The sequence below is a fragment of the Paenibacillus sp. JZ16 genome (assembly GCF_015326965.1).
Taxonomy (GTDB): Bacteria; Bacillota; Bacilli; order Paenibacillales; family Paenibacillaceae; genus Paenibacillus_AQ.
On the sequence record NZ_CP017659.1, the window covers coordinates 46,857 to 70,929 of the forward strand.

Genomic DNA, 24,073 nt, shown 5'->3' on the forward strand with positions numbered 1-24,073 from the left:
GCATGGTGTATATTGTTGGCGCAGGTCCGGGAGATCCGGAGCTGATCACGCTGAAAGCCCTTCGGCGTATTCAGGAAGCGGACGTCATTATGTACGATCGACTGGTGAACGATGAGCTGTTGAGTTACGCGAAGAAGGATGCTTTGCTCGTATACTGCGGTAAGGCACCCGGCAGCCATTCCGTTCCGCAGGAGAGGATTAACGAGAACATGATAGACTTTGCCCTTGCAGGTCATGATGTCGTCCGGCTCAAGGGAGGTGATCCGCTGATCTTCGGACGAGGCGGCGAAGAGGCGTGCGAATTGGCTGCACGAGGCATTCCCTTCGAGATCGTGCCCGGCATTACCTCGGCTTTGGGCGCAGCCTCCTCCACTAGGATACCTCTGACCCACCGTGGAGCCAGCACTTCGGTAGCTTTTGTCAGCGGAACGAGCTGCCATGGAAATGAGCGGGGCGTCAGGTGGGACTTGCTGACTCACAGTGTGGATACGCTAGTGGTATACATGGGCGTTAGCAGAATGAACGATATCTGCAAGGAGATGCTCGCTCATGGCAAGCCGTCGTCGACTCCCGTAGCTATCGTTGAACAAGGGACTCGGGCAGAGGAGCGAACCATAACGGGAACGCTCGGAACCATCCACAAGATCGCTCTTCTTATGAACGTGAAGAATCCGGCGCTTCTGATCATTGGCGAAGTTGTGCGAGTGAGGGATCAGCTCCTGAAACTGGCTTCGGAGGCGGAGGAACGAACAGGATAATAGGAACGAAACGCAAATACGCTGACAATAGGAGTGAACCCTTATCCACATGGGGTTCACTTTTTTTGATGTGAAACAGGTTTGCAGCACAGGGAAGGCATACACTATATGAAAGCGGAAAGTGTTATACGCCGCGGGATTCGAGGGGGAGGCGTTCACGGATACCGCGCATTGGAGGGAACGTTTCTGGGAGGCTGCATGTTCACGGGGAGACAGACGGGGCGGAGCATTGCGAAGCCCTGATAATACGTTCTTGTTTCGGTTACCGCACGGCAGATTGCACGTTGGTTGGCAGATTCTATATGGACAGACAAATGAAATTTTCCTCTTATCGTAGGAAGGTTTATGGTATTCTGTTTGGTAGCACATGAAAGGAGAATGTCCATGTCCCATGATCATGATATTGCCGAAACCAACACGAAGCGGCAATCCCATATTCAATCTTACATCGATTCGCCCGACTTGCAGAACAAGCTGTATAAGAAGACCCTCATCGTTGTGATCCTCTCGCAAATATTCGGTGGGGCTGGTCTGGCCGCAGGATTGACGGTCGGTGCGCTTCTGGCACAGGATATGCTCAAGACGGACAGCTTTGCAGGAATCCCTGCTGCTCTTATAACGGTCGGTTCTGCACTGGGTGCCTGGTATATTGGACGGCTTACCCAGCGATATGGAAGAGGGCCGGGTTTGGCAGCCGGATTCCTGGCGGGTGGAATTGCCGCGATCGGAGTCATATTGGCTGCCGTTTATGACAATATTTATCTGTTATTCGCTTCGTTGTTGATATACGGTGCAGGTACCGCAACGAATATGCAGGCTCGTTATGCAGGTACGGATTTGGCTAAACCTTCCCAGCGTGCAGGAGCGGTCAGCATGGCGATGGTTTCCACCACCTTCGGTGCCGTTGCGGGTCCGAATCTGGTGGAGGTTATGGGGAACGTTGCCGAATCCTTCGGGATTCCTGCCTTGGCCGGACCGTTTATTTTGGCGGCGGTGGCTTTTATTGTGGCAGGACTGATCCTGCTATTATTCCTGCGCCCGGATCCTTATGCGATAGCCCAAGCAATTGAGGAAGTTAAAATGAAAATTTCCGGTGATTCTTCTGCCGGCACGGTGAACGGATCACAACGAAACAAACGGGGGATCATGGTTGGAGCCTGCGTGATGATATTGACTCAGGTGGTCATGGTCTCAATCATGACCATGACGCCTGTCCATATGAAACATCACGGACATGATCTAGGAGCAGTAGGTTTGGTGATTGGCATTCATATCGGAGCGATGTACCTGCCCTCGTTAATCACAGGTTTTCTTGTGGATAAAATCGGCCGCATCAGCATGTCCATCGCTTCGGGCGTCGTGCTCTTGAGCTCCGGGATTCTAGCTGCTGCGGCTCCCGCCGAATCCATGGCGCTGATCATAACGGCGCTGGCTCTGCTGGGGCTGGGCTGGAACCTTGGATTTATCAGCGGAACGGCGCTCATCATCGATGCAACCCATCCATCCGCCCGCGCCAGAACGCAGGGAACAGTGGATGTCTTGATTGCTTTGGCGGGAGCATCGGGCGGCGCTTTATCCGGTATGGTGGTTGCCAATACCAGTTACGGTACGCTTTCCATTGCTGGAGGTTTACTGTCACTGGTGATGATCCCTATTTGTCTAAGCGCGGTGAACAAGCGCAAACCATCATCATCTTCAAAAAACGCGGCAATATAATGAAAACAGCCTCCTATCATAGACGATAGGAGGCTGTTTTGAAGTGGCCTTAAGGAAGGATGTTGCCCGCCGCACGGTAAATGGCATACCATTCTTCGCGGGTGAGCGTTACATCGCCGGCTTTAATACAGTCATGCAAGCGACTGATATTCATCGTCCCGATGATCGGCTGCATGTGTGCAGGGTGACGAAGAAGCCATGCGATGGCAATCGTAGTGTTGGTTATGTTGTATTTTTCCGCAATCTCGTCGATCTTCTCATTAAGCTCAGGGAACTTGTCGCTACCAAGGAATACGCCTTCAAAGAACCCGTATTGGAAAGGAGACCAAGGCTGAATCGTAATATCGTGAAGTCGGCAGAAATCGAGTACGCTGCCATCACGGTTAACTGCGGCCTCATTCTCCATATTGACGTTGATCCCGCTTTGAATCATGGTGGTGTTCGTGATGCTAAGCTGCAGCTGGTTGGCCACGAGCGGCTGCTTCACTGCTTTTTTCAGCAGCTGGATCTGCATCGGATTCTGGTTGGATACGCCGAAATGACGCACTTTACCGGAGCTTTCGAGTTTATCGAATGCCTCAGCCACCTCTTCAGGCTCAACCAGCGCATCCGGACGGTGCAGAAGGAGTACATCGAGATACTCGGTTTTGAGTCTTTTCAGGATCCCATCAACGGAATTCAAGATATGCTCTTTGGAAAAATCGAACATGCCCTGGCGAATCCCGCATTTGGATTGCAGAATGATCTTCTCGCGGACTTGTGCATTCATATGTATCGCGTCTGCGAAAATTTCCTCGCAAGCTCCGCCGCCGTATATGTCGGCATGGTCGAAGAAGTTAGCGCCTTCTTCCAGTGCGGATAACACGAAACGCTCGGCTTCCGCTTTTTCCAGCGAATTTATACGCATGCAACCCACGGCTACAACAGGTACTTCCAGTGAACTGCTTCCAAGCTTCATCGTTTTCATGATTACGGTCCTCCAATTCAAAAATAGGTTGATTGTGCGACCACCTCGCTGTAGTTGCAGGGGCAGCTGAGAACTTGTAAGCGAAACTACATAGATGCATAGGTCCATGCTGACAGTCTCTAGTTTATTGTGACATGCAGATGGCAAGGTGTACAAGCTTAAATTTGCGAAGAGAGCTTGGGAATCATGGAGCAAGGGAAAAGGTTTGTGAAAATTTGATAAAGGGGATCTATACCATTGCGATATAAAAGCTGCGGCAGCCGGGTCAGGCGTATTGAATCACTTGCCACCTGACTACCGCATAACCTTGCCGTTTTAATGCAGCGGTTTGACTTTCCGAATGACGATACGGCTGTGAGGAAGGGACGGCATATCGTGAAAGCTGAAGCTTACGTCCTGCACAGGCACTTCATAACTCATCTTGTTTGCGAGAAAGTCGAGACTTTCCTTCATGATCTCAAGCGTAATCCACTCCCCGGCACAGCGGTGTCCCGTATGATGGTCTCCGCCTCCTTGAGGGATAAAGCTAAAGGGGCTGCCGTTCCAATCGTCGAAACGATCCGGCTTGAACAGCTCCGGCTGATCCCACAGACCGGGATGATGATTCGTTCCGTATAAATCGAGGATCGTGAGCACGCCTTTGTCAAATGCATATCCGTTCCAGGTGAAATCCTTCCGTGCACGGGCAGGCGCAAAGGGGAAGAAGGGATAGAATCGCCGGACTTCCTGGACAAATTTCTTGAGTTGCTTCTCGTCAGACGTTATCAATTTGTCACGCTCTTCGGGCTGCTGAATGACAGCTAAGGCAGTAAAGCACACGTAAATGGCGACCGCTACGATGGGGCGAAGAATGTTCAGAATCTCTACCGCTGCGGTTTTCTTGTCCAGGAGCTCGCCCCTAAGATCGCGATGCCAGGATATTGTATGCAGGGTGCTGCCCTGTTGCGGGTCTATTGCTCCACTGCGTACCTCAACTACGAGATGCTGTATCCATTTTTCCGCTTTAGCCCGGGCATTTCTTCCTTTCCTGTGCTTGATACCAAAGGCTGCCGTAGCCTCAATCATGTCAGCTAGCCAGCCCGTTTTCTCTTTCACTTCCGCTTCGGGAAGCGGCACAGCCGCCCATTCACAGGCCACTCGGCACAGAATTTCCTGAGCCTCTTTATAGATCTCGACTTTATCCCTGGACTCCCATCGACACACGGCAAGCTCCCAATGTTTATGGGTGATTTCCCTCATGCAGCCAAGAGCTTCTCTGGACATCAAGGACATAAACATCGCTTTGCGATGATGATGCTCTTCGTCATCCAGCGTCTGGACTCCGTCTTCACCGAACAGGGTCTTGAGCACGCGTTTCGGGGCTGCACCGCTACGAACAAACTTCGCCTGATCGTAAAATAGTCTGGCCGCATCTTCTCCGCGCATGCAGATGGCGCGTTCCCCCAATAGACGCGTCTCGAAGAGATCAGATTGAAAGCCGATCGTTCTGTTGGTAATGAACAAATAACCTTCGCGCAGCACATTTAAGCTGTGATCGAGCCCCTCTTCCTTGGGCATCGGTTTGATATTTTCCATAGTGATTGCCTCCTGATTGTTCAAGATTAGAGATGAAAACGTGCTTCCAACACAATACTTCTTAAATACCCGTTCTCATCCGATCTGAACAAATCAAGCTTTTACCACAATGTCAAAAGACAACACGCCAGTACCTGATCGCCAAACGACCGGATATCCTCCAGATAGTCGTAGCGGGGCGGGTTCGTTAAGGTGCTTGTATTTATTTGGTGACTGCGGATGTTAACCCTTTATTCGGCGTGGCCTGCATGCTTGATTACACCTCGTTTACTGGATATGTATGAATGACTCGAGCTCTCCGTTTCTATGGGAAGGCTCGAGTCACCATTCTTCAGCTTCGGTATATTAAATAGGAATGCTGGGTCTAACCTTTGCTTACGAAATTCTTAGCGTTGTCTACTTTCAGCTTTTTTACATGTTGAGTTAATAGATTCTTGTCACTTACGATCCAGGTGTGATTCTTGGAGTTCCGTCTTCGGTTCGCTATGAAATGGTAGGGACTACCAGAGTATATTTTAAAGTTACGAGTTATACAATCAGCACAAAATTTGACGCACTCGCTCCGATTTTGGTTCGGAAACGATACTTGATCGAATACGTGCCGTTTAACCAAAATGGTCGCCCCTTGAACAAGGGGGGCCCATCGATTGGCCATGTTGGGGTAACGGTACAGAAGATCCTTTTGACCGGCAAGCTGCATGAAGTGAGCCCTTTTTCCTACAATATCAGCACGAGTCTTGATCATGAGATCGACGCTATCCTTCAGATAATCGCGAGCGTAATAATCATCGTCGTCAAATTTGGCAATGATGCTGTGTTTAGCGACCTTTACACCAAAATTGAGGCAGCTGCCGAGCGATAATTCAGCAGGCTTCCTATATATTCTCACGTTACGATATGGCTTGGCTGCCTGTTGAACTTCCGATAGTTTCAGGCTGCCATGATTTAATATGATGATTAACTCTTTGTGCCTGTAATTCTGTCTGGCGTAATTTTCTAGCAGATTGTGCAGGCATTCCGGTCTTTTGGTACAGGTGATGATCGAAACAGCAGGCTGTGAGGGAGATAATGACGTTCTCGTCAAGTTCGGTCGCCTCCGGATTTCCTCTGAACGAATGTTTTGTAGTCTTTTACATTCGGAACTTTAGGGTGCTTGTCGGTAAGTTCTTTATCGCTGATCACCCAGGTATGGCTTGATGAATTCTTCCTTCGTACTGCTGCAAAATTATACTTATCACCGGAATAGATCCTGTAGCCCTTACGCTTGCTTCTCATGCAAAAAAGATCGTCTTCACCGATGTTTCGATTCGGAAATCGCACTTGGTTAAGGACGTTCTTTTTAAACATGAGCGTAGCACCCGGCAGTTGGGTTACGGGGCGATTTTCATCGTTAGGAAAACGTAGAATTAGAGTTTTGGAGCCTTTTAAATACATATAATGTGCGAGTTTTCCTATAATATCAGCATTCGATCTTCTTAATGACTTCAGGCAGTCCGACAAGTAATGAGGGGCGTAATAGTCGTCGTCATCGAATTTGGCAATGATGCCGTATCTCGTTTTGCTAACGGCGTAATTTAGACACGCACCTAGAGTGACATGTTCGGGCATGCGATAAATTTGTATGTTTCGATGCTTATTGGCCAGCTGTTGGTAAGGAGAGAGTGCGATTGAACTATCGTTGATAACGATAATAAGCTCTTTTTTTGGGTGAGATTGTCTGGTGAAATTATGGAACAGGTTTTTAATATAATTGGGGCGATTGGTGCAGGTAATAACGGATACGCCTTGTGCTTTAGATGAATGGTTAAAGCTTGCTGCCATTACATCACTCTCCTTATCTATGAAGATAATTCCTATATCACATTAGAATATGTAAACTATAAATAGTGGTAACGGCATTACTGCATGGTCAACTCAAAAAAATTAATAATAGGAGGGCATCGAGATGAAAGAGGGATGGGAACGCACAGTGCCGCCGATGCAACTAGACATCACACAAATTCATGACATGATTACACCCGTATTTCCCCGTGAAAAAGTAGTAGCCGCTGAACGGATCGGTACCGGACTTAGCAATACCAACTACAAAATTCGTCTGGAAGGCAGTGCAGAACCTTACGTGCTGCGTTTGTTCAGGAAAGGCCTGGAGATTGCGGAAAAAGAACTGGCTATCATTCAAAGGGTTCGTCAAACCGTACCTGTTGCCGATTATATCTATGCGGATACGAGCTGCAGGGTATTCGATAAGCCTTGGGCGCTAATGGAGTGGAAGGCAGGCGATCTTCTACGTGACGTGATGCTGGGCGGAAGCGAGCAGGATCTCATCGCAGCTGCAGCCTCCGCCGGACGCATTCTCGCCAACATTCACGAGTACACATTTACGGAATCCGGTTTCTTCAGCGGTGACATGGAAGTCCAGGATCCGATCAGGATGGACGGGGAACGCTTCCTCGCATTTATTGAACAAAGCCTCTTTCAGGATCCATGCGGCCAATGGCTTGGGGAAGAGCTAGCTCAATCGGTGTGGTCCTTCAGTCAAACATACAGTCATTTATTGTCAGAGATTGAAGAGACGCCCGTGCTTGTTCACTCGGACTATAATGGCTTAAATATATTAATGCAGCATGGTCCAGAAGGATGTGCGGTTTCCGCAGTGCTTGATTGGGAGGAAGCTTTTTCATGGAACAGATACGTAGATATAGCCAATATGCTTCGATACGAACCCGACGGATCTGTATTTGAAAAGAACTTCGTTCGAGCATATCGTGAGGAAGGAGCGGTTCTGAATGATCATTGGAGAATCCTATCCAAGCTTGAAGATCTTGTTGCCTTGTGCGATATGTTAACTCATTCCAACTTAGCTACGCCAACTCGAATGCGTGATCTTCAGCGTTTGGTTGCAGAAACCGTTCAGGTTACGAATGGCTGAGCTTTATTTGATTCGTATATCAAAATAACAAATCGAGTTGCAATATGGACTTTGTTTATCTATAATAGATATCACAAGTCTATAATAATATTTGTCCGTGGCAATCTTCCTTGAGCGTGGTGAATTTTCCAGAGGTCAGGATTTCTTATTTTATTATTATGGACATTAAAGATCCAGAAGGGTGATGGTATAGATGACGGAGCAATTGCATGATGTCCTTATTGTTGGCGGAGGTCCGGCAGGCTTGAATGCTGCGCTGGTATTGGGAAGAGCGAGAAAAGATGTGGTGTTGATTGACGAAGGGAAGCCGCGAAATAAGGTTACCCGTGAGACTCATGGTTTTCTTACCCGAGACGGTGTCAGCCCATCGGAATTTCGCCGCATTGCAAGGGAACAGATTAGCGCGTATCCTTCTGTCCGTTTCGTAGAGGGTACGGCTGCCGCCGTTGCAGGCGTGGACGGTGATTTTCGGATCACAACGGGAGAAGGGACGATCTACCGCAGTAAAAAGCTGCTTTTTGCCGTTGGCAAGAAAGATAGCCCCTTGGATATTAACGGTTTGGCGGACGTATATGGCAAGAGTGCTTTCGTCTGTCCATATTGCGATGGATGGGAACTGCGGGATCAGCCGCTTGTTGTCATTGCCAAGGGGGCGGGGGCCGTGCACTTTGCCAAAGTCATTGCAGGTTGGAGTGATCGTTATACGATTTGTACGAACGGACCGGATGAACTGACGGATGAACAGCGCCAAGAGTTGAAGGAGCATGAAATCCCCGTATTCAGCTCCCCGATTCATCGCATTGAATCGAACGAGGGTATGGTCCGGGAAGTCGTGCTGGAGGATGGAGAGATCATTCCTTGCACGGGCATCTTTTTCGCGCCTAAACTGGTCTCCGGCTCAGTATTGCCGGCCGCCATCGGATGTGATATCAATGAAGCCGGAAGCGTGGTCATTGACGCCTTCGGTAAAACGAGCGTGCCTGGCGTCTACAGTGCCGGTGATGCAGCCACGGAAATGTATCAGGCCATAGCCGCCGCTTCGATGGGAGCCATGTCAGCGGCTGCCATCAATGGTGAGCTGCTTAACGAACGTTGGAATCGGTAAAGCATGAATATGCGAAAAAGCAAGCTTGGTTATGAACCAAGCTTGCTTTTTTTATGCCCTTAGGGGATTTTTTGAGTATAAATGATTCTTACACTCCGCGGTCGTGACGTTTTGGGTATGATGGAATCATCAAGTAAAAGGAAGGGTGTTTGGGATGAGAAAAACGATGGACTACACCATGAATCAAGTTTGGAGGGATAAGAACATCTAACCCTCCGACATTATGGAGGAGATTGATTTGAATTCACGAACCAAGAAATTTTTGTCCTATTATAAACCGTATCTGGGATTATTATTTGCAGACTTGGCATGCGCTTTTGTTGTCTCGGCTATTACGCTAATGCTTCCTCTATGTATACGGTATATCACCATCAACGTGTTGGAAGGGAATTCCCCGAATCCACTGAACCAAATCTATGCGGTTGGTGCAATCATGCTGGCCATGGTCCTCATCCACACCTTCTGCGACATGTTCATCTCCTATAAAGGACATATGATGGGGGCTTATATGGAGAGTGACATGAGACGGGAGCTGTTTGATCATCTTCAGAAGCTGTCGTTTGGTTTCTACGATGAGAACAAAACAGGGCAGCTCATGACACGCACTACCAATGACATTCTGTCGTTAACCGAGTTGTATCACCATGGACCCGAAGATATTGTCATTTCCGTTCTGAAGTTCCTGGGTGCATTCATTATCTTAATGTATATTGACGTGAAGCTGACCCTGATCGTGTTTCTCTTTCTGCCGGTCATGGCCGTGTTTGCTTTTTATTTTAATAAGAAGATGAATTTGGCGCTGCGTGTTAGCAAGGACCGAATCGGGGATATCAACGCGCAGGTGGAGGATTCTCTATCGGGTATCCGCGTGGTGAAGTCGTTTACAAACGAACACGTAGAGAGGAAAAAGTTCGCCTACGCTAACGGGCGATTCGTTGACAGCAGAAGGGAAGGGTATAAGAGTGAAACCTACTTTCACGAAGGGCTGGTTGGGTTTACCCAGCTCATTACCATAACGGTCATTGTGTTTGGCGGAGCCGCCATCGTGGATGCCTCGCTGGAACTGGCGGATTTGCTGACTTTTTTCTTGTGTATTGGCATTCTGATCGAACCGATCCAGAGACTCGTTAATTTCGCCAGACTGTACCAGGAGGGTATCACGGGATTCGACCGGTTCATGGAGATTCTGGAGGTAGAGCCGGATATTGAGGATTCCGTTGATGCTGCGGTGATCACGCAGGTTCAGGGGAATATCACATTTCAGAACGTCAGCTTCAGATATAAAGATAACTACGGATATGTGCTGAAACAGGTATCGCTGGACATCAAGCCTGGCGAGTATGTGGCATTGGTAGGTCCCTCCGGCGTTGGCAAGACGACGTTGTGCTCGTTGATTCCGCGTTTCTATGAAGTAAGTGAAGGACGCATCATGCTGGATGGACGCGATATCCGGGATATCACGCAGCACTCGTTAAGAAGACATATTGGGATTGTTCAGCAGGATGTATATTTGTTTGCGGGAACCGTCTTCGATAACATCCGGTATGGCAAAATGGAGGCCAGCGAGGAGGAAATCATCGAAGCTGCGAAAAGAGCGAATGCCCATGATTTCATCATGGCACTGCCGGAAGGTTACGATACGGATATCGGGCAGCGCGGCGTCAAGCTGTCCGGAGGACAGAAGCAGCGGCTCAGCATTGCACGTGTGTTCCTGAAGAATCCGCCGATCCTTATATTTGATGAAGCGACCAGCTCCCTGGATAATGAAAGCGAGAGAGCCGTCCAGGAATCGCTGGAACGGTTGAGCAATAATCGCACAACGCTTGTCATCGCGCATCGCCTGACTACGGTACGGAATGCGCAGCGAATCGTCGTGTTATCCGAGGATGGAATTGAGGAACAGGGCACGCATGATGATTTAATTGCCCGTCAAGGCGCGTATGCGAATTTATACAATATGCAATTAACCATATAAGAGGAAAGGCGATTTGCGAACGGTTTATGCACCGTCAGCAAATCGCCTTTTCCTATTGTTGGATCAATCTATTGATTGCGTTTGTTACGTTGTCCTGTTCCAATCGAAAATCGGAATTTAACCTTGAAGCGTTTTTCCAGGCTGCTGGTCTTCCACTTCCTTGATTGCATTGTCCTCGTCTTGGACTTTCCCCTTCGAAGAACTAAACCATCCGATAACGGCAATCAGCACAAGAACAATATAGAAGGATGCCTTCCAAATCGAGCTCTCAGGGAAGTGATGGTCGATGAGGGCAACATCGGGATGCGCAAGGGTAATGACGGCAAGTTTGACCCCTACCCAACCGACAATGAGGAATGCCGCCACTTCAAGCCCAGGGCGCTGCTGCAGCAGCTTCACGAAGTAGGATGCCGCAAAACGCATGATGATCAGACCAATGAATCCTCCCAGGAAGATGACGATGAATTGACCTCCATCCAGGCCGCCGATGTTCGCCAGACCGCTTGGAGGCAGTGCCACAGCCAGTGCTACGGCTGCGAGTATCGAGTCTACCGCAAACGCGATGTCTGCAACCTCGACTTTGAAGACGGTCATCCAGAAGCCGGATTGCTTCTTGGGTTTGTCCGGTAGAGGCTTGGCGTCTTCCGTCGGTTTCTTGCCCTTGATCACATGTTTCAATGTGTGATTGATCGAAATGTAGAGAAGATAGAGTGCGCCAATGGCTTGCACCTGCCATACGTCAACCAGAAACGAGATTAAGAACAGCGATCCGATGCGGAATACAAACGCTCCGAGCAATCCGTAAAATAAAGCTTTTTTACGCTGCTCCTCAGGTAAATGCTTTACCATAATGGCAAGGACCAGCGCATTATCTGCTGCGAGCAACCCTTCCAGTGCGATGAGCACCAACAGTACCCACCCATACTCCAATAAAAGCTCCATACCCATTCCTCCTAGTTGTTTAATTGAAGGCACAAAAGAAAAGGACCTCCACCGGCAGGTGAAGGCCCCTCATAATCAAAAAGAGACCTTCACCACAGAGTGTGTGGTAAAGGTCTCGCAAACAACGTATCGTTGCCAACAAAGCCGGGGAAATTTCCCGGAATGACGACTTTGTTGTGTCAGCTACTCCCCTTTAATCACGTTCCTGCATAACTGATATCGTTATCAGTTAAGCCGTGATATAAAGATATATATTTTTGGGGGATTAGTCAAGCTTTTTTTTACTTGAATTCAGCAGAATACGTCTCCATTGGAACGGGGCTATTCTTGATTGTGGAGCGTCTCCTCACATTTACATTAACGCTCGATATAACAACGCTAAGAAATACTAGGGCAGCACCCAAATATTGATTGGAATTCAGGACCTCGTGAGCAAACCAGAATCCAACCAGCGCCGCGAATACAGGCTCCAGAGAAAATACAAGTCCCGTCCGGGTAGCCGTCGTATATTGTTGGGCAATTGTCTGAAAGATGAACCCGACCGCGGTGCACACCACGCTAAGAACAAGGACGGCCACCCACGAGTGGGTCGTACTTGGCCATACCGGAGCTTCAAAGAGCAGAGACGAGATGAACGCGTACAATCCGGTGAATCCAAGTTGCAGGATGCCAAGGCTTAGCGTATCGACCTTCTGCGCGGCAGTGCTTACCATATTGATATGAAGCGCATAACATAATGCGGCCGCGATGCAGAACAGATCACCGATCTTAAATGTAAAAGGAAGCTGGATGGTTAACAGTGAAATGCCCGTTAAGGCCAGCACAATACTGACAACCGCTTTGTTCTCTATTTTTTTCTTAAATAGAAACGTATGTAATAAGGGGACAAACACCACCGTTAGACTGACCAGAAATCCGGCATTGGATGTTGTCGTGGTCTTGAGACCGAAGGTAAGCGCGGTGAACATGATAAATAATATAAAGCCTAGGAGCATGGCATATCGAATCGTCTTTACGTTAACCTGGCGCAAGCGGGGGAGAAAAATCAAGCCTGCAAGTATAAAGGCCAATCCAAAGCGTAGGGCTATCAAATTAAACTCCCCTAGCGAATCCAGTCCCATTTTCATAAAAAGATAGGACGAGCCCCAACAAATGGTGATGAATAAAATCATAAGATCGGCCTTCAGCGGTTTCAAGTTCTATTTCCTCCTTCAAGTGATTGAACAGAATCAGTATACTCACGTACAATAGACAAGTAAAACGAATGTTTCTAATGATAAACATGAGTAAAATTCATGTATAAATGAGCAGGAGGAATTCCCTTGAGCATAAATAAATTCAAAGTTCTATTGAAGGTCGTCGAGCTCGGAAGTTTGACCCAAGCCGCTGAAGTGATGGGTTTTACGCAGTCCGGTGTCAGCCATATGATCAGCAGCCTGGAAGATGAGTTTGGTTTCTCGTTGCTTATTCGGAATCGTTCAGGAGCGAAGCTGACAACCAATGGCGAAGAGATTCTGAAGACGATACGGGAAATATTGAAATGGAACGAACATTTGGAACAGCAGGTGGCTTCCATTCATGGAATCGAGCTGGGAACCATTCACATCGGTACCTTCACCAGTGTCGGTGTTCACTGGCTGCCGGGCATTATTCAGGACTTTCAGCGGGATTATCCCCATATCGAGATTCGTTTGGTCGAAGGAGATTACCGGGAAATCGAGGATTGGATCGCTGAGGGCAAGATCGATTGCGGGTTCCTGTCACTTCCAACGTCGGATACATTCGATGCGATTCCCCTGCATCAAGACCCGATGCTTGTATTGCTGCCCATGGAACATCCGCTTAGTTCTGAGGACTCTATTACATTGTCCCAGATTGAGAATGAACCGTTTATTATGCCAAGCAAAGGTTCCGATTATGATGTGAACCGGATGCTGGAGAAAGCCCGGATCAAGCCGGATATCAAATATACACTTGGTGATGATTATGCCATTATGGCCATGGTGGAGAAGGGTCTCGGCATCAGCATTCTTCCAGAACTTGTGCTGCGAGGGCAGCAACGGAATATACGGCTGATCGAATTGAAGGAGAAGAGCTTCAGATCGCTTGGCATTGCCGTAAATTCCATGCGGGAGATATCTCCCGCTACGAAGCGATTCTTGGATTATGTTAAGAGTTACCCCAAGCTGTAGCTGCTATAAGGGCGCTAAATGAGACTCATACCCGGCATACAGACGCTATCACACGGCAGGAGCTTCGTTCATGAACTTCACTACATAAAATAATGGGTGTCACAAAATCACTTGTTGGGATTGTTATATAGGTAAACAAAGAAGGAGGTGAGCTCACTTGCAGCCAACCATCCCCGGGGAAGCGGAAGGAAGAAGAGAAGCCATTGAAGCGGTTGTAGAACAAGTCAAATCAGGAGATAAACACGCATACCAAGCGATCATCCTCCAGTTTGAGCGGCAGATGTACACGTACTGCTACTATATTCTGAAAAATCATACGGAGACTGAAGATGCGGTACAAGAAATTTTTATTCGTGCCTATGAACATCTTCATCAGTACAAGAGACAAGTGTCTTTCTCCGCCTGGTTGTATAAAATGGCCTATCATCATTTGATCAATATCAAAAAGAAGCAGAGCCGTTTTCTTAACCTGATCGAGCATTGCAAGGAACAGCAGCCGGATATGCAGATATCTCAGCACGAGCCGGTTGTGTACGAGCTGTTAACCTACCTGACAGCAGAAGAACGACACATTTTGCTGTTGAAGGCGGTTGAACAGTATACCTTTGAGGAAATCAGCGACATCATGGGACTCAAATCGGCAACGATACGAAAGAAGTATGAACGGTTACGACGTAAACTGATGGACCGAATAAGCAAAAAAGGAGAGGTAGCACGTGGGACAATCGCCGAAACAAACGGAATTCGCTGAAATGAATGTACTTGAAGAAATGATTCGAGAATCATCCTTACAGAAGAATAGCTTGAGCTATCAAATTATGAACAGGATTGGAGAACGTGAAATGACAAGGACAAGAACATCATCCAAACGGCAACCGAATGTTTTAAAAAGAACGATACTCGTTGCATCCGCAGCTGCTGTGCTGGGAGGAAGCGTAATCGGGTCAGGATTTGTATCGCCGGTCATGGCGGCAAACCTGAAGCAAATCCCAGTGATCGGCGTGCTATTCAAAGGAACCAGCGAAGAAGCAGTTCATACCGCTATAAAGCAAGGGATTCTATCCGAACCGAACTTGAGCGTGACTCACGATGGCGTGACTTTGAAGATAGCTAACCTTCTATACGATGGAACTCGGCTGTCCTTTATACTCGAACGCGAGGGAGTGGATTTACCGAGTACAGCTTCTCCGTATATAAGCGAAGATGCTAAATTCATCGGTAATCCAGATAGCGAGTATATTAAGTCGAGGACAGTAGCTAAGAAGGATCAGGAAAAAGGCTATATTGAAACGCCGCGAATTCTGGTGGACGGACAAGAAGTAGTGATGGGCGAAGGGACATTTGGAGATTACCCGCAACAGGACAATGCCTACATCGTTGAGCTTTCCAAGGATCTGAATCTGCCTGATCAATTCGAGCTGACCATTCAGGCCAACGTAACCCAAGTGAATGAAACCTTCGAGTTCAAGGTCCCTGTGAATGTCACTAATAAATCGGTTGTCGTGAAGCCGGACCAGGCTACAAAATCGGATGGACAATTCAGTTATACCGTGAAGCAATTGGATATTTCACCGGTATCGACCCGCCTGGTTCTGGATAGTAAAGGCGAGGTGCCTGCTTCTGCAGAGCAAACAGGCGATTACAGCGCCAGCATGGTATATTACGAACTTGTGGATGATCAAGGGAATGTGCTGAATCCTCGGATGTTTGGTTACTTTAACAGCAAGCCCAAGACTGAATATCATATCGACGAATTGTACAGTCCTGTAAACGGAACTCCGAAATCCATCACGATTAAACCGTTTACTCTGACCGTAAACAACAAGGATTGGAGCGTAGTTGGTCAAGGAAAGGACAGCATCGGAGATAAAACATATCTGACGGAACTGGAAATGACCATTCCGGTTCAACCGTAACAACGAGCGTAAGTATAAGAGAGGCCCGCATAAGCTGCGGGCCTCTCTCTCATTCTTCATCATTCTGGCTTATGTTTCGGCTCGAAATGTTTTGCCTAACGGGGTGCCAAGGCCATAATAATGCCGGAAATTATATATGATCGGGCTCCATTTGGCAGGATCAATGTGATGCTCATTCCACATGATGTTTCGATGGGCGTGTACATGGATCGCCTGTGTTTCGACAATGGCAAACATGGAAGAATAGTTAGGCATTGAATGTTTTTTACTGCGGCCTCAATTTGAATGGGGCACTCCATGATGCGAGTAGGCTTTACCGCGACAGAATCCGCTGGAGTTAAACCGCTAATCGCGTATTTATCTTTTTCATATGTAAAACCGTTCTTTGCCTTACCATCAGGAACCGGATATTTTCCTGTATGAGGGGCTAATTGTTCAACATTTTCCCATAAGGAAGGGTCTGGAAGGTTGATGACACATTCCGGATGCCTTTCCAAATTCTCCATCGCTTTACCGCCAAGTCCGATTCCTAAAACAATGTAATCTCCGAGCGCCCATGAAGAGGATATGGGACTTATATTTACGGTATCGTCTTCATTTAGCGTATTGAGTAAAATTACCGGGGTTCCATAGTACAGAATTTTCGGTTTAATGATGTCCGAGTTGATCATGCCTTTCATTTCCTTCATAAAATGTTCCTCCCATTAACTGTTTTATCCCAAATCATTGTAAAATAGAAAAGGTTCGATGCTCATCGAAATATGGATTACATCGGAGGGATCGAGATGAATGCGAATTCGAACATAGCACAAGTAGCCTCACTCGTAAGCGATGCTTCTAGAGCGGCTATTCTAACCGTCTTATTGGATGGGCGATATCATCCGGCAAGCGAGCTGGCGTACATGGCAAACATCAAACCGCAAACGGCAAGCTTCCATTTATCGAAAATGGTAGCGGCGAATCTGGTCACCGTTGAGCAGCAGGGAAGACATCGTTATTATGGGATACAGAATCAGGAGGTTGCCCAGATCATGGAGACACTTCTATCGATAACGCCTCCTGTCGAAATAAGATCATTAAACCAAGCTGCGGAGAATGAAGCCTTACGTCAGGCAAGGACTTGCTACGATCATCTTGCGGGGAAATTGGGAATCCAATTGACGAATTCACTGCTCAGCGCAGGGGTCCTATCCGAAGTGGAAGATCATTATACCGTTACAGAAAAAGGAGAGGACTTTTTCAAGGCATTTCAGGTCGATCTGGGCCGTGTTAAGCGCAAACGCCGCTCTTTCACACATCGATGCCTGGATTGGAGTGAAAGACGCCATCACCTAGCCGGGGCCTTGGGACATGCCCTGCTAGAAAGGTTGCTCGAGTTACATTGGATACAACGCGTTCCAAGCACAAGAGCCATAAAAATCACGCCAGAAGGCAAGAAGGGATTGCAGGAAATATTCCATATTGACGTGGAGTAGGAACGGGGCTACGGTATAGGACTAATGGTGAAGGTAGACGATGCAGATATACTTATGGATGCAGAAATATGGATGCAGAAATATGGATGCAGAAAAATGAATGCAGAAAAATAAAAAGGACTGCCCTCGCCTCATCGGAAGATGAAGAAAGGCAGTCCTTGAATTAGAGATTAGCGCAGTGTTTTTAAAGCTCCGCTCCATGCAAGCACTTGGTCAAGCATGCCATTCAGGTTGACGAGATGCAGATCAGCCGGTTTGAATACAGAGCCATTCTCGAAATCAGTGAATAACGAAAGCGCTGGGTGTACACGAACATCCGCTACGGACAATTCGCCCAGAATTCCACGCAGATGTTCGGCAGCACGAGCGCCGCCAACCGAACCGTAACTCACGATACCTGCAGCTTTGTTGTTCCATGGCTCACGAGCAAAATCGAGTGCATTTTTCAAAGCCCCAGAAATACTGTGGTTGTATTCTTGTACGATGAATACAAAGCCGTCAAGACTGTTCAGCTTGTTGTTCCAAGCGGTAGCTTGCTCTGTAGCATCAGCTTCGCCCAAAAGCGGCAGCTTGTAATCAGCGATATCAACGATTTCGTAGTTTGCATCTCCGCGTTCATCAGCGATACGTTTAACCCATTCACCTACTTGCGGGCTTAAACGGCCTTGACGTGTGCTGCCTAGAATGATACCGATATTCAATTTGGACATTGTTGTTACCTCCTGATTATTTGAAATTTATTTTTACCGTGATGTATTTGTTATTTTGCATGAGCTAATCATAATCTCAGGGGGTTAACTTTGTCAAGTAGCTTACAAAAAGTTTGTGAAAATTATTCCAATATTTTTTGTCCCATTACGGTCCCAATGCGCCTGGATATGTTCCTGACAACGGACGGTGTTTTGTACCGCATAGACAGCAGTAATGTTATACTGATCATATGTCCTGAAACAATATTTCTGAAGCGGGATAAGCGGTAATTCAGCAACAAAAGTACATATACAGATTGGAGAGGTGAAGCAAGTATGGAACTTAGACAATTAAGATCCGACGAGTTTGAGATCAGCACCAAATTATCCGAATATGCCTTTCAATATACGCTAACACCGGAGCAGCGAGAATCCAATCAAAAACATTTTAAACCTGAACGCTTCTGGGGGATATTTGATGGAGAAGAGCTGCAAGCGAAACTGACCATCATCCCGCTGCAAGTTTATGTGCATGGAAACAAATTCGAAATGGGCGGTATTGCCGGTGTGGCAACATGGCCCGAGAACCGCAGACAGGGACATGTATCCACCTTGCTCAAGCATGCATTGCAAGAGATGAAGAGCAAAGGCCAGACCCTTTCCTTCCTGCATCCGTTTTCGATCCCGTTCTATCGTAAATTTGGCTGGGAACTTTACGCGGAATACAAAAAGTACACCATTCCGGTATCTAAATTCCCGCGTAAGGTGGAAGTGCCTGGCCGCATTGTAAGAGGCGTAACCGATATTCCAACACTGGACGGCATGTATCAAGCCTATGCCAGCCGCTATAACGGGACTCTTGTGCGTGATGAAGCATGGTGGACAAGATCCGTGCTGCAAGGCGACAATCACAGCGTTGTTTATTATTCAGCGGAGGGAAAACCGACGGGCTACGCGTTATATGAACTCAAAGACAAAGATCTTGTGTGCGACGAATTTGTGTACCTGAACGAAGAAGCACGAAGCGCACTCTGGACCTTTTTTGGAAACCATGATTCCAGGATTGAGCAGGTTACAATGACAATGGTACCTGGGGATGATCAGCTGCCATTCATGCTGCCGGATCCACGCGTTACCCAGGAAGTGGTCCCTTACTTCATGGCCCGAATCGTAGATTTGAAATCCTTTGTGGAGCAGTACGCTTTTGAGGCTCATCAGGAAGCCGTAATGACCTTAGAGGTGGAAGATTCCGCTGCGCCTTGGAATGCGGGCAGATGGAGGTTGTCCGTTAATCAAGAGGGGAAAGCGGAGCTGTCGGAGCTTCCGACCGATCAAGGGGAGCAGGCTGATCTGACCACCGATATTCAGACGTTGTCTGCTCTGTTTACGGGATATAAAAGACCACAGGCGCTGCATGCCATTCACCGGCTATCTGGGAATCCAAAGGCTGTAAAACAACTGGAAACGATGATCCCCGCCGGTCAAACCTATCTCATGGATTTCTTTTGAGAAAGGGAGAAGACTAGGTGATTCGCAGACTTTTGCCTGAAGAACTGGGGCGTCTCTTGGAAACGATCAACAGAGAGCAGCATTTCTTATACTATTCCTATCTTACATTTCGGAAGAATCATGCCGTTCACTATGGGCAGTTCTCTGAACATGGAGAGCTGCTGGGTGTTGCGGCTTTCCTGAAGGGTCTTCCTTTCTACGCCTTTTCGGTTTATCCCCTTCAGACATCGTTTCGTTTTCGGTCCGTGCTGACCCGAATGATACAAGATTTGAAATTACCGGATGGGGCATTAGGGAGCTTTATCGTGAGTGAGGATGAATGGGAGGTTCTAAATCCTGAGATTGATGTGAAGAAACCTCCCGTTGGCATCCTTCTCATGAAGCATCGGCATCTTGAAGATTTGCCTGTAGGGGATAACGAGGTGTTTCGTTTAGGCCCATCGTACTTTGATATGATCGAGTCAAAAATGGCTGAGTTCCATTCAATGGCTTTTGCAAGGGAAGAGCTTCATCATCCGTTTTATGGGATTGTTCAGAATCAGGAGCTCATCGCTGTCGGCGGATACCATATTTATAGCGATGATTATGTGGAGCTTGGGAATATCGGCACGGATGCTGCGTGGAGGAGACAAGGGTACGGCAAAAAGGTGTGCGCGGAATTGACCCGTAAGGGGCGTGCCATCACTCCCCATGTGTATCTGAATGTGCTGGAGGATAACCTAAGCGCGGTACGTTTATATCAGTCTCTGGGATATGTTACGGTGTGCAAACAGTACATCGTTGAATTCGGTCTATAGTTAGGAGCAAGGGGGAAAGAAGCCTGATTTATCAGGCTTCTTTCGTTTTTTCATCGGAGGGTACAGGTTCAGCCCTGAACCTCACGCTTGGAATAAACATAAAGCTTCCCGTCATCTCCGTATTCCGCGTATGCGATATCTTCCAGGGAGTCAAAACCTTGTTCCCGAGCTTTCGCTTGGATCTCGCCCTGTTCAATGGGTTTGCCCAGCATCGATTCCTCGAGCAGCTTTCCCTTGTCAATAACCGTTACCGTAAAGGTGTCCGGCTTGGCTGCTACGCCCATATCCTGGGCTGTGGGCGGCTCGTACTCGGGTTTACGCATGACGGAAAGCGATCCGTCCGTTTCCAGTATGGCGTATTTGACTTCAGTTAACGAGAAAATGCTTTGCCGTCTCAGCATGGATAACAGCTGTTTATATTCCATATCGTATTTGTTCAACAATTTTTGGTTGAGCTTTCCGTTATCGATCAGGAGTACCGCCCGGCCTTCCGTTAAATATCCGAACTTAACAAAGTGGGTGGTTGCCTTCTCGAAGAGGTAAGACATCGTTGTCCAAAGCGCAAGAGCGAATACCAAATGATATAGGTTTACCTTATCATCATAGAGGCTTGCCCCGACGATTTCACTCAGAATTAGGGAGGACAAGAAGTCAAGCGGTGTAAGCTGGCTGATGGTTTTTCTCCCCGTAACAAATGTGATGATCCATAACCCGAAAAAGCTGACGATTAGTTTAATCCCTATATCTATAAACATATCCATGGACAACCCTCCTTCAGCGTTCATGTCATATGGTAAGATATTAAACATTTTGGCTTCAAGGAGAAACAAGGGAGATTTAACCTCCCATTTCGAGGGTTGACGATTACTTGAGAATTTCCGAAAAGCTCTCCTTGATCCCCTAAAACTTTACTCTTTTTAAATCAACCACTTGAAAACGACGCTACGTCATCTTGTAAGATGTATGTTGTGATGAAAAATTACGATCTATGTCATAAATACATACAGAAGGAGATGGTCGGAATGAACAAGGGAGATGTCATTATTTACGCTTGCGTCATCATTGGAGCGGGTATCGGTTTAGCGCTGGACAGCGCGTTTCCAGGAGTTCTGGTCGGTTTAGGCGTTGGATATTTGATTAAAATCTCATGGAACCATGAAGAAAAGTAACCATGATAGAGATATTTACATAGGTTGTATTAGAGGGGAGTGGAAGTTATCCAAATTAACATGGAGCTATCATTCGGATTGGGTTTGACAATTAGAAAAAACTGACTTATAGTACTTTACTATCAGCAACGATCAAAGACATGATTCTTGAAACGACCTGCCCAGAGAGGGAAGTGATTGGTGAAAGCTTCCTCCGTGATTGCTTCTTGAATTACCCCTTTGTAGCTGTGTTTTTGAACCCTAATCGGTCGTTCGACTATCGAGATATGGAACTAGAAAACACCGAATCATCCCCGTTACCGGATGTCTGAATGAGGATCCGATGAGCATGCTGCGATTTAGCCGCTGTAAGTCTGGATCAAATTAGGGTGGAACCACGAGCTGAACGCACTCGTCCCTTCGGGATCGAGTGCTTTTTTGCGTTCAATCTAAATTTGATGGAGGGATAACAATGTCAATCGTAGTAACGCTGCCAGACGGAAGTAAAAAGGAGTATCCCGCACAAACGACGATGGATCAAATCGCGGAATCCATCCATTCAGGTCTGAAGAAACAAGCCGTTGCAGCCAAAGTGAATGGGAAACTCGTGGATTTGGATCATAAGCTGTGTGAGGATGCGGAAGTAAGCATCATAACGCTGGATTCAGAGGATGGACTGTACGTGTATCGGCACAGCGCGGCTCATCTGATGGCCCAGGCCGTTAAACGGTTGTATGGCAGCCAGTCCGTCCATTTGGGGGTAGGACCTGTCATTGAGGATGGTTTTTATTATGATATGGATTTGGGGCACTCAATTACGTCTGAAGACTTGATTGCCATTGAGCGGGAAATGCAGAAGATCGTTCAGGAAGACCTGCCGATTATTCGCAAGGAGGTGGGTCGTCAGGAGGCCGAACATATTTTCCAAGATGACCCGTACAAGATGGAGCTGATCCGCGAATTACCGGCGGACGAGGTCATTTCGGTGTATGAGCAGGGAGAGTTCGTTGATTTGTGCAGGGGGCCGCATCTTCCTTCAACGGGCAGAATCAAGGCATTCAAATTAATGAGTGTGGCGGGCGCTTATTGGCGGGGGAACTCGGACAATAAAATGCTGCAAAGAATATATGGAACGGCGTTTCCCAAGAAGTCGCAGCTCGAGGAGCATCTGTTGCTGCTTGAAGAGGCCAAGAAACGGGATCATCGGAAGCTGGGTAAAGAGCTCGGGCTCTTTATGTTCTCGGAGGAAGCACCGGGCATGCCTTTCTTTTTGCCGAACGGGATGATCATCCGCAATGAGCTAGAGCAATTTGCAAGAGGACTTCAGTTCCATCGCGATTATGATGAAGTGCGCACGCCGCTGATGATGAACAAGCGGCTGTGGGAAATGTCCGGTCATTGGGATCACTACAAAGACAATATGTATTTCACGCAAGTGGACGAGACGGAGTATGCGCTGAAGCCGATGAATTGTCCAGGGCATATGTTAGTCTACAAAAACTCGCTGCATTCCTACCGAGAGCTGCCCATTCGCATTTCCGAATTTGGCCAGGTGCACCGCCATGAATTCTCAGGGGCACTGAACGGTATGATGCGGGTGCGCACGTTTTGTCAGGATGATGCGCATATTTTTGTAAGACCTGATCAGATCCAGGAAGAAATCAAGCAGGTTATCGATTTTATCAGCCAGGTTTATCAAGTGTTCGGCTTTGATTATACAATCGAGTTATCGACAAGACCGGAAGATTCCATGGGCTCTGAGGAATTGTGGGAGCAGGCGGAGTCCTCCCTGAAGCAGGTGCTGGATCAACTGGGGCTGCCGTACCGGATTAATGAAAGGGATGGCGCGTTTTATGGTCCGAAAATCGATTTTCATATCTTGGATTCCTTAAAGCGAAGCTGGCAATGCGGCACCATTCAACTGGATTTCCAATTCCCTGAAAAATTCGATCTTTCGTATATCGGAGAAGATAACCAGAAGCATCGGCCGGTTGTTATTCACCGGGCGGTATTTGGATCCATCGAGCGATTTATCGGGATTCTTACAGAGCATTACGGCGGGGCTTTCCCGATGTGGCTGGCTCCCGTACAGGTTATGATTATACCGGTATCCGACCATTATATCGATTACTCGTTAAAGGTGAAGAAGCGTCTGGAAACTGCCGGCATACGGGTGAACGTCGATGTAAGAAATGAAAAGCTGGGTTATAAAATCCGCGAAGCGGGTCTGCTGAAAACGCCGTACACGCTTGTTCTTGGCGAGAAGGAAATGAACTCCGATCACGTATCCGTCCGTAAACGGGGCGAGGGGGAACTTGGGGAGAGTGCCCTAGATGAAGTGATCGCAAGGCTTCGGAAAGAGATTGAGTCCAGGGGATAA

Annotated in this window: 22 protein-coding genes and 1 pseudogene; 14 read left to right on the forward strand and 9 right to left on the reverse strand. The window is 47.6% G+C overall.

Annotated elements, in window-relative coordinates; translation table 11 throughout:
• The first annotated feature begins 2 nt into the window (after positions 1-2).
• From cobA to BJP58_RS00260, 3 genes are all read left to right on the forward strand, one after another.
• Positions 3-758, forward strand: a complete 756-nt coding sequence (gene cobA / locus BJP58_RS00255; protein ID WP_233354840.1) for a uroporphyrinogen-III C-methyltransferase — start codon at positions 3-5, stop codon at positions 756-758.
• A 108-nt stretch (positions 759-866) separates the two neighbouring features.
• Positions 867-1,001, forward strand: a complete 135-nt coding sequence (locus BJP58_RS33830) for a hypothetical protein (protein ID WP_267907919.1) — start codon at positions 867-869, stop codon at positions 999-1,001.
• Between the two features lie 141 nt (positions 1,002-1,142).
• Complete coding sequence (locus BJP58_RS00260; protein WP_194542281.1) at positions 1,143-2,474, forward strand: MFS transporter; 1,332 nt, start codon at positions 1,143-1,145, stop codon at positions 2,472-2,474.
• A gap of 49 nt (positions 2,475-2,523) precedes the next feature.
• Here BJP58_RS00260 and BJP58_RS00265 read toward each other — a convergent pair whose 3' ends face one another.
• The 4 genes from BJP58_RS00265 to BJP58_RS00280 form a co-directional block, all read right to left on the reverse strand.
• The gene (locus BJP58_RS00265; RefSeq protein ID WP_194542282.1) at positions 2,524-3,441 is read right to left on the reverse strand and encodes an aldo/keto reductase; all 918 of its coding nucleotides are present in this window, start codon (positions 3,439-3,441) and stop codon (positions 2,524-2,526) included.
• A 315-nt stretch (positions 3,442-3,756) separates the two neighbouring features.
• The gene (locus BJP58_RS00270) at positions 3,757-5,016 is read right to left on the reverse strand and encodes a CYP152 family fatty-acid peroxygenase CypC (RefSeq protein WP_194542283.1); all 1,260 of its coding nucleotides are present in this window, start codon (positions 5,014-5,016) and stop codon (positions 3,757-3,759) included.
• Between the two features lie 364 nt (positions 5,017-5,380).
• On the reverse strand, positions 5,381-6,100 hold the full coding sequence (locus tag BJP58_RS00275) for a glycosyltransferase family 2 protein (RefSeq protein ID WP_194542284.1): 720 nt from the start codon (positions 6,098-6,100) through the stop codon (positions 5,381-5,383).
• Entirely contained in the window at positions 6,097-6,837 is a 741-nt protein-coding gene (locus BJP58_RS00280; protein ID WP_194542285.1) for a glycosyltransferase family 2 protein, read from the reverse strand. Before BJP58_RS00280 ends, BJP58_RS00275 begins: the two co-directional genes overlap by 4 nt.
• A 124-nt stretch (positions 6,838-6,961) precedes the next feature.
• Between BJP58_RS00280 and BJP58_RS00285 the strand changes: the two genes are divergently transcribed.
• The 3 genes from BJP58_RS00285 to BJP58_RS00295 all read left to right on the forward strand — a co-directional run bounded on the left by BJP58_RS00285 (position 6,962) and on the right by BJP58_RS00295 (position 11,025).
• Positions 6,962-7,945: a phosphotransferase family protein gene (locus BJP58_RS00285; protein WP_194542286.1), complete on the forward strand. Its 984-nt coding sequence runs from the start codon at positions 6,962-6,964 to the stop codon at positions 7,943-7,945.
• A gap of 193 nt (positions 7,946-8,138) precedes the next feature.
• Positions 8,139-9,050, forward strand: a complete 912-nt coding sequence (locus BJP58_RS00290; protein ID WP_194542287.1) for an NAD(P)/FAD-dependent oxidoreductase — start codon at positions 8,139-8,141, stop codon at positions 9,048-9,050.
• A gap of 238 nt (positions 9,051-9,288) precedes the next feature.
• On the forward strand, positions 9,289-11,025 hold the full coding sequence (locus BJP58_RS00295; protein WP_194542288.1) for an ABC transporter ATP-binding protein: 1,737 nt from the start codon (positions 9,289-9,291) through the stop codon (positions 11,023-11,025).
• Between the two features lie 117 nt (positions 11,026-11,142).
• Here the strand turns inward: BJP58_RS00295 and BJP58_RS00300 are convergent, their stop codons facing one another.
• Both BJP58_RS00300 and BJP58_RS00305 read right to left on the reverse strand, forming a co-directional pair.
• On the reverse strand, positions 11,143-11,973 hold the full coding sequence (locus BJP58_RS00300; protein WP_194542289.1) for a TerC family protein: 831 nt from the start codon (positions 11,971-11,973) through the stop codon (positions 11,143-11,145).
• Between the two features lie 275 nt (positions 11,974-12,248).
• Entirely contained in the window at positions 12,249-13,163 is a 915-nt protein-coding gene (locus BJP58_RS00305; protein WP_194542290.1) for a DMT family transporter, read from the reverse strand.
• A 126-nt stretch (positions 13,164-13,289) separates the two neighbouring features.
• Between BJP58_RS00305 and BJP58_RS00310 the strand changes: the two genes are divergently transcribed.
• The 3 genes from BJP58_RS00310 (at position 13,290) to BJP58_RS00320 (ending at position 16,075) form a co-directional block, all read left to right on the forward strand.
• Positions 13,290-14,159 (forward strand): LysR family transcriptional regulator, encoded by an 870-nt coding sequence (locus tag BJP58_RS00310; RefSeq protein WP_194542291.1) that lies wholly within the window; start codon positions 13,290-13,292, stop codon positions 14,157-14,159.
• Between the two features lie 157 nt (positions 14,160-14,316).
• Entirely contained in the window at positions 14,317-14,910 is a 594-nt protein-coding gene (locus BJP58_RS00315; protein WP_194542292.1) for an RNA polymerase sigma factor, read from the forward strand.
• Entirely contained in the window at positions 14,876-16,075 is a 1,200-nt protein-coding gene (locus BJP58_RS00320) for a DUF4179 domain-containing protein (RefSeq protein ID WP_194542293.1), read from the forward strand. Before BJP58_RS00315 ends, BJP58_RS00320 begins: the two co-directional genes overlap by 35 nt.
• 69 nt (positions 16,076-16,144) lie before the next feature.
• On the opposite strand, the pseudogene BJP58_RS00325 reads toward BJP58_RS00320, so the two are convergent.
• A pseudogene (locus tag BJP58_RS00325) lies at positions 16,145-16,764 on the reverse strand (flavin reductase family protein).
• A 96-nt stretch (positions 16,765-16,860) separates the two neighbouring features.
• On the opposite strand from BJP58_RS00325, the gene BJP58_RS00330 reads away from it, so the two are divergent.
• Complete coding sequence (locus tag BJP58_RS00330) at positions 16,861-17,550, forward strand: ArsR/SmtB family transcription factor (RefSeq protein ID WP_194544755.1); 690 nt, start codon at positions 16,861-16,863, stop codon at positions 17,548-17,550.
• Between the two features lie 170 nt (positions 17,551-17,720).
• Here BJP58_RS00330 and BJP58_RS00335 read toward each other — a convergent pair whose 3' ends face one another.
• Entirely contained in the window at positions 17,721-18,260 is a 540-nt protein-coding gene (locus BJP58_RS00335; RefSeq protein ID WP_194542294.1) for an NADPH-dependent FMN reductase, read from the reverse strand.
• A 315-nt stretch (positions 18,261-18,575) separates the two neighbouring features.
• On the opposite strand from BJP58_RS00335, the gene BJP58_RS00340 reads away from it, so the two are divergent.
• Together BJP58_RS00340 and BJP58_RS00345 are read left to right on the forward strand one after the other, a co-directional pair.
• Positions 18,576-19,748: a GNAT family N-acetyltransferase gene (locus tag BJP58_RS00340; protein ID WP_194542295.1), complete on the forward strand. Its 1,173-nt coding sequence runs from the start codon at positions 18,576-18,578 to the stop codon at positions 19,746-19,748.
• Positions 19,749-19,765: 17 nt separating this feature from the next.
• A complete protein-coding gene (locus BJP58_RS00345) occupies positions 19,766-20,545 on the forward strand; it encodes a GNAT family N-acetyltransferase (protein ID WP_194542296.1) in 780 nt (259 codons plus the stop codon).
• Between the two features lie 68 nt (positions 20,546-20,613).
• Here BJP58_RS00345 and BJP58_RS00350 read toward each other — a convergent pair whose 3' ends face one another.
• Positions 20,614-21,306 carry a DUF421 domain-containing protein gene (locus BJP58_RS00350; protein WP_194542297.1) on the reverse strand — a complete coding sequence of 231 codons (693 nt, stop codon included), beginning with the start codon at positions 21,304-21,306 and terminating at the stop codon, positions 20,614-20,616.
• Positions 21,307-21,567: 261 nt separating this feature from the next.
• Here BJP58_RS00350 and BJP58_RS00355 point away from each other — a divergent pair, with 261 nt between their 5' ends.
• Together BJP58_RS00355 and thrS are read left to right on the forward strand one after the other, a co-directional pair.
• Complete coding sequence (locus tag BJP58_RS00355) at positions 21,568-21,714, forward strand: hypothetical protein (RefSeq protein ID WP_194542298.1); 147 nt, start codon at positions 21,568-21,570, stop codon at positions 21,712-21,714.
• 451 nt (positions 21,715-22,165) lie between these two features.
• Positions 22,166-24,073: a threonine--tRNA ligase gene (gene thrS, locus BJP58_RS00360; protein WP_194542299.1), complete on the forward strand. Its 1,908-nt coding sequence runs from the start codon at positions 22,166-22,168 to the stop codon at positions 24,071-24,073.